General features: G+C 72.8%; 4 protein-coding genes. 3 read left to right on the top strand and 1 reads right to left on the bottom strand.

Translation table 11 applies throughout. From position 1 onward, the window contains the following. A partial coding sequence (locus tag G9H71_RS20925; protein ID WP_166284714.1) for an alcohol dehydrogenase catalytic domain-containing protein occupies window positions 1-502 on the bottom strand: 502 nt, incomplete at its 3' end. Window positions 503-801: 299 nt separating this feature from the next. On the opposite strand from G9H71_RS20925, the gene G9H71_RS20930 reads away from it, so the two are divergent. The 3 genes from G9H71_RS20930 (at window position 802) to G9H71_RS20945 (ending at window position 4862) form a co-directional block, all read left to right on the top strand. Next, the gene (locus tag G9H71_RS20930) at window positions 802-2031 is read left to right on the top strand and encodes a carboxypeptidase-like regulatory domain-containing protein (RefSeq protein WP_166284715.1); all 1230 of its coding nucleotides are present in this window, start codon (window positions 802-804) and stop codon (window positions 2029-2031) included. Between the two features lie 519 nt (window positions 2032-2550). Beyond that, complete coding sequence (locus G9H71_RS20940) at window positions 2551-3759, top strand: carboxypeptidase regulatory-like domain-containing protein (protein ID WP_166284716.1); 1209 nt, start codon at window positions 2551-2553, stop codon at window positions 3757-3759. Window positions 3760-3827: 68 nt separating this feature from the next. Next, window positions 3828-4862 carry an aldo/keto reductase gene (locus G9H71_RS20945; protein ID WP_166284717.1) on the top strand — a complete coding sequence of 345 codons (1035 nt, stop codon included), beginning with the start codon at window positions 3828-3830 and terminating at the stop codon, window positions 4860-4862. Window positions 4863-5037: the final 175 nt, after the last annotated feature.

Raw genomic sequence — 5037 nt, forward strand, 5'->3', positions numbered from 1 at the left:
CGCCGCAGCCGAGCAGGCCCGCGACCTCCGGCGGGGCGGCCGCGTCGACCTTGGTGCACTGGCCGGCGGCGACGAGCGTGAGCTCGGCGAAGGCGCCGATGCCGAGCGCGGGGCTCAGGACGGTGCCGTCCTCGAGCGTCATCTTCTGCGTGGCGTTGTGGGTGTTGAAGCAGTACCAGGGGCGGCCGCGCAGGCAGGCCCGGCACTCGCCGCAGACCGCGCGCCAGTTGAGGACGACGTAGTCGCCCACGGCGACCTCGGTCACGCCCTCGCCGACCGACTCGACGACGCCCGCGGCCTCGTGGCCGAGCAGGAAGGGGAAGTCGTCGTTGATGGCGCCCTGCTGGTAGTGCAGGTCCGTGTGGCAGACCCCACACGCCTGCACCCGCACCCGGGCCTCGCCCGGTCCCGGCGCCGGCACGACGATCGTCTCCAGCGAGACGGGCGCGCCCTTCTGACGGGCGACTACGCCCTGGACCCGCTCCTCCTGCGCACTGCTCACGGCTGCCCTCCCGGCTCACGTCGGTCAGTCTGCGAGGTTAGCGGTGGTCGATGAGGCGGGGCTGAGCAGGCGGAGCAGGGCCGGGCGGGTGCCTCGGGCAGCCAAGCACTCGGGGACCTGGACGGCGGTGGGGGCAACGCAGCCCGCAGCGCCCCGGGTGGCACAGAACTCCACGATTGCGGGCGTTTCGGCCCGCTCGGGAAGCGATTCACCAGAAGCCCACTTCAGAGGCTTGTTCAGCGAGTGGGCGCTGGCTAGGTTCCCGTGGGAGAAGCTCCAGACCCGAGCCGGGGGCATCCGTGGTCGACGCCCATCACCAGTCCACAGTTGCTCAGCAGGTCGCTCGACGCGAGGTGCTCCGCCGCGCCGGCCTCGTCGGCGCCGCCGGGGCAGCCGCGTGGGCCGCACCTGCGCTCACGAGCACGACCGCCGCGTACGCCGTGGGCAGCCCGCCGCCAGGGACCGATCCGGACCCGAACCCCACCACCGGCACGCTCACCGGCCGCATCGTCGACGCGCTCACGCTCGCGCCACTGGCCGATGCGACGCTCCGCCCCAGCCCCGGGTCGAACACCGTGCTCGCGACCACGGACGCTGACGGGCGCTTCACCCTGGCCGGCCTCGCCCCCGGTCCCCGCTCCTTCTACGTGGTCCGTGGGCTCACGGGGCCTGCGTCCACGCACGTCCAGCAGTTGCTGGACGTGACCATCGTCGCCGGCCGGCAGACGGTCCAAAACGCCTACCTCGTCCCGTTCGCCCCGGGGGTGCAGCGATACACGACTGTCGTGGCGTGGCAGCAGGGCGATTTGCAGTTCGTCCTCGACGCCCCGACACGCGCCGGGGGCCGCGCGGCGGTGGAGCTGACGGCCGGCGCCGCCCTCGAGGACTACGTCCGGGTGCTCCGGCGCGGCCAGGGCGTCGACGGCGACAACGTGCTCGTCCTGCAGATCGACTACGGCACGACGATCCCGAGCAGCGCCTTCCTCCTCTACGCCAACCAGGTGGGAGGGACCCCGGTCCCGTCGACCGGCGCGGTCGCGCGGACGTACGACAACCTGGCGTTCGGCCAGATCGCGCGAGCCGAGGTCGCGGCCGGCCCGAGCGGCTCGCCGGTCTGGAACATCTACCGGATCGACCGGTCGACGGCCGCGCCCTACGCGCTCGTCAACACCTTGCAGCCGGCGCCGCCGGTTCCGCCGGCGTCGAACCGCTACCTGGTCTTCGCCGGGACCGTGCCCGCAGCCACGTTCACGACGCCCCCGATCACGATCAACGTCCCGGCCGGCACGACCTCCGGCGCGTTGTCGTCGGACGCCGGGGGGACGCAGCCGTACGACGTGCGCGGCGACTACGTCGACTTCGTGATCGACGGCGTCCGCCGGACCGGCACGTGGGGGCACGGCACGGACGTCGCCCCGGTGCCGCTCACGCCGGGCGTGCACACCTTCTCCCTCGTCATCGGCGCCGGTGGCCGCGGGCCGTTCCCGAACGAGACGATCTACCTCACGGCGGGACGCCAGTTGCTCTGAGGCTGTCGGCGCTGCCGGCTGGGGTAGCGGCGAGAGGTAGTGCAGGTCCGTGTGGCAGACGCCGCACGCCTGCACGCGGACGCAGGCCTCGCCAGGCCCGGGAGCCGGCACGACGATCGTCTCCCGCGAGACGGGCGCGCCCTTCTCGCGGGCGACGCCCTGGACCCGCTGCTCCTGCGCACTGCTCACGGGTGCCCTCCCGGCTCGCGTCGGTCAGTCTGAGAGGTGAGCCGGGCGAGCTGAGGCCGCGGTGAGCAGGCGGAGCAGGGCGGGACGGGTGCCCGAGGAACGTTCCACTACGGCCACGGCATGACGCCTGCCATGTAGGACCGGTAGCTCGATTCCGACCTAGTGTCGGCGAGCGTGCCACGGCGAACGAGAGCGCTGGTATTCGGACAATTGCTGCAAATAGCTTCCGGTGGAAGTCGAGGTCAACGCGGACCGAGTTTCGATGCCTTGTTCGCACTGATACGACGCGACTAGGTTCGGAACCGAGAGAAGAATCCGGACGGGGGAACAGTGGCCGACAGCCAGCGCATGCCCGGGAGCGGGCACCAGATCGACCGACGCCTGCTGCTCAAGCGCGCCGGGCTGGCCGGGGCGGCCGCCTGGGCCGCGCCGGCACTGACGACCACCTCGGCGGCGTACGCCGTCGGAAGCCCGCCTCCCGACGGCACCCCGGGGGGCGACCCGGGCGGAGACCCGACGAAGGGCAGCATCGTCGGCCGGATCGTGGACGCGGTCACGCTGGCGCCGCTGACCGGGGTCCAGATCCTCCCGAGCCGCGGCAGCACGACCGTGCTCGCGACCACGGACACCGAGGGGCGCTACCGGATCGACGGGCTCGCCCCGGGGACCAGCGCGCTCTTCGTCCCGTTGGTGACCCGCAACGGCACCTCCTACAACAACCGGTTCGTCGAGGTGACGGTCCTCGGTGGGGTCGAGACGCGCGTCAACCACTACCTGCCGCCGAACCTCAGCGACCATTTCGTGGTCGTCACCTGGCGCGAGGGCGACCTCGACTTCTTCTTCGACGTGCCGACCCGGGACGGCTCCCGGCAGCTCGTCCAGGGGCCGGCGGGAACGACGTACGACACGTACGTCCGCTTCGCGGCGAAGGGTCCCGGCCTCGACGGCGAGCAGATCGCCGTGATCCGGCTCGGCCTCGACAACGCCTTCGGGGAGTACCAGCTGTACGCCCGGCGCGCCGGCGGGGGCGCCGTGGCCACCACCGGCGCCACCGTCGACCTCTACGTCTCCTTCATCCACCTCGGCCGACGGGAGGCCGCGCAGGCGGCGGGGCCCGCCGACAGCGCGTACTGGGACCTGGCGCGAGCCACCCACCGCTCCAGCGGGGGCGGCGGCACGGCCATCTCGCTGGTCAACGCGCTGCTGGCGGCGCCGCCACCCGCGCCCCTGCCCCTGCGCGTCCTGCTCTTCGACTCCGTCACCCTGTCGCCGGCCGGGACCGGGTCCGTCGGCCCGGCGGCGTTCACCGTCCCGCTCGGGGTCTCGAGCGCGCAGCTGCTGCGCGACGGCGTCCCGATGAACGTGATCGGCAGCCGCGTCGACGTGACGATCGACGGCGTCACCACCCTGCACTTCGGCCACGGTGTCGGCATCGGCCCGCGCACGGTGAGCCCGGGCGAGCACTCCATCTCGCTCCGTTTCGACACCGCCGGCCGTACCTCGAGCCTCGGCCCGATCTCGCTGCTCTTCACGTACTGACACGACCGTCGGGCGCGCTCCTGGGTAGAGGCGAGACGAACCGTCGTCCTCGACCCGGGAGTAGCCCGATGGAGTACCGCACGCTCGGCGGCAGCGGAGCCGTCGTGTCCGCGTTCGCGCTCGGCACCATGACGTTCGGCCACGAGTCCGACGAGGCGACGGCGCATGCGCAGCTCGACCGCTTCGTCGAGGCCGGCGGGACGTTCATCGACACCGCCGACGTCTACACCGCGGGCGCGTCCGAGGAGATCATCGGCCGCTGGCTCGCCTCCCGGCCCGCGGACGTGACCGAGCGGGTCGTCCTCGCCACCAAGGGCCGCTTCCCGATGGGCGACGGGCCGAACGACCTCGGCCTCTCCCGCCGCCACCTGCGCCGCGCGCTCGACGCCTCGCTGCGGCGGCTCGGCGTCGACGCCGTCGACCTCTACCAGCTGCACTCCTGGGACCCGCTCACCCCGCTCGAGGAGACGCTCAGGTTCCTCGACGACGCCGTCACCGCGGGGAAGATCGCGTACCCCGGCCTCTCCAACTTCACCGGCTGGCAGCTGCAGAAGGCGTGCGACCTGATCGACGTCCGTGGCTGGGCGAAGCTCGTGACGCTCCAGCCGCAGTACTCCCTGCTCGTCCGCGAGATCGAGTGGGAGATCGTGCCGGCCTGCCAGGAGAACGGCCTCGGCCTGCTGCCCTGGTCGCCGCTCGGGGGCGGGTGGCTGACCGGCAAGTACACCCGCGACTCGCGCCCGTCTGGCGCCACCCGGCTCGGCGAGCAGCCCGACCGTGGCATGGAGGGGTACGACCGCCGCAGCACGCGTGACCGCACCTGGGACGTGGTCGAGGCCGTCGAGGAGGTGGCCAAGGCGCGCGGCACGTCAATGGCGCAGGTCGCACTTGCGTGGGTATGCGACCGCCCGGCGGTGACGTCCGTGCTGCTGGGCGCGCGGACGATGGACCAGCTCGAGGACAACCTGGCGGCCGCCGACGTTCGGCTCTCGGAGGAGGAGACCGCCCGGCTCGACGCCGTCAGTGACCCGGGTGTCGGCGACTACCCCTACGGCGAGCTGGGCGTCGAGCAGCGCAGCCGGCGCATCGAGGGCCAGCGCTGAGAGCCTCGGGGTCCGGGGCCGCCGCCCCGGCACCCGTGCCCACCCTGCCCGGCGACAGCGACAGCTTGACGGGCGTCAGCTATCGGACGGCGTCGGGCCGAAGCGCGTCAGCTCGATCGGCGTCAGGCCTCGGACAGCGTCGGCCCGACGCGCGTCAGCTCGACGGGCAGGTGAT

Source organism: Motilibacter deserti (genome assembly GCF_011250635.1).
GTDB classification, from domain to species: Bacteria; Actinomycetota; Actinomycetes; order Motilibacterales; family Motilibacteraceae; genus Motilibacter_A; species Motilibacter_A deserti.

Coding starts and splice junctions, on each gene's coding strand:
- G9H71_RS20945 (WP_166284717.1), top strand. CDS start 3,828: ATGGAGTACCGCACGCTCGGCGGCAGCGGAGCCGTCGTGTCCGCGTTC.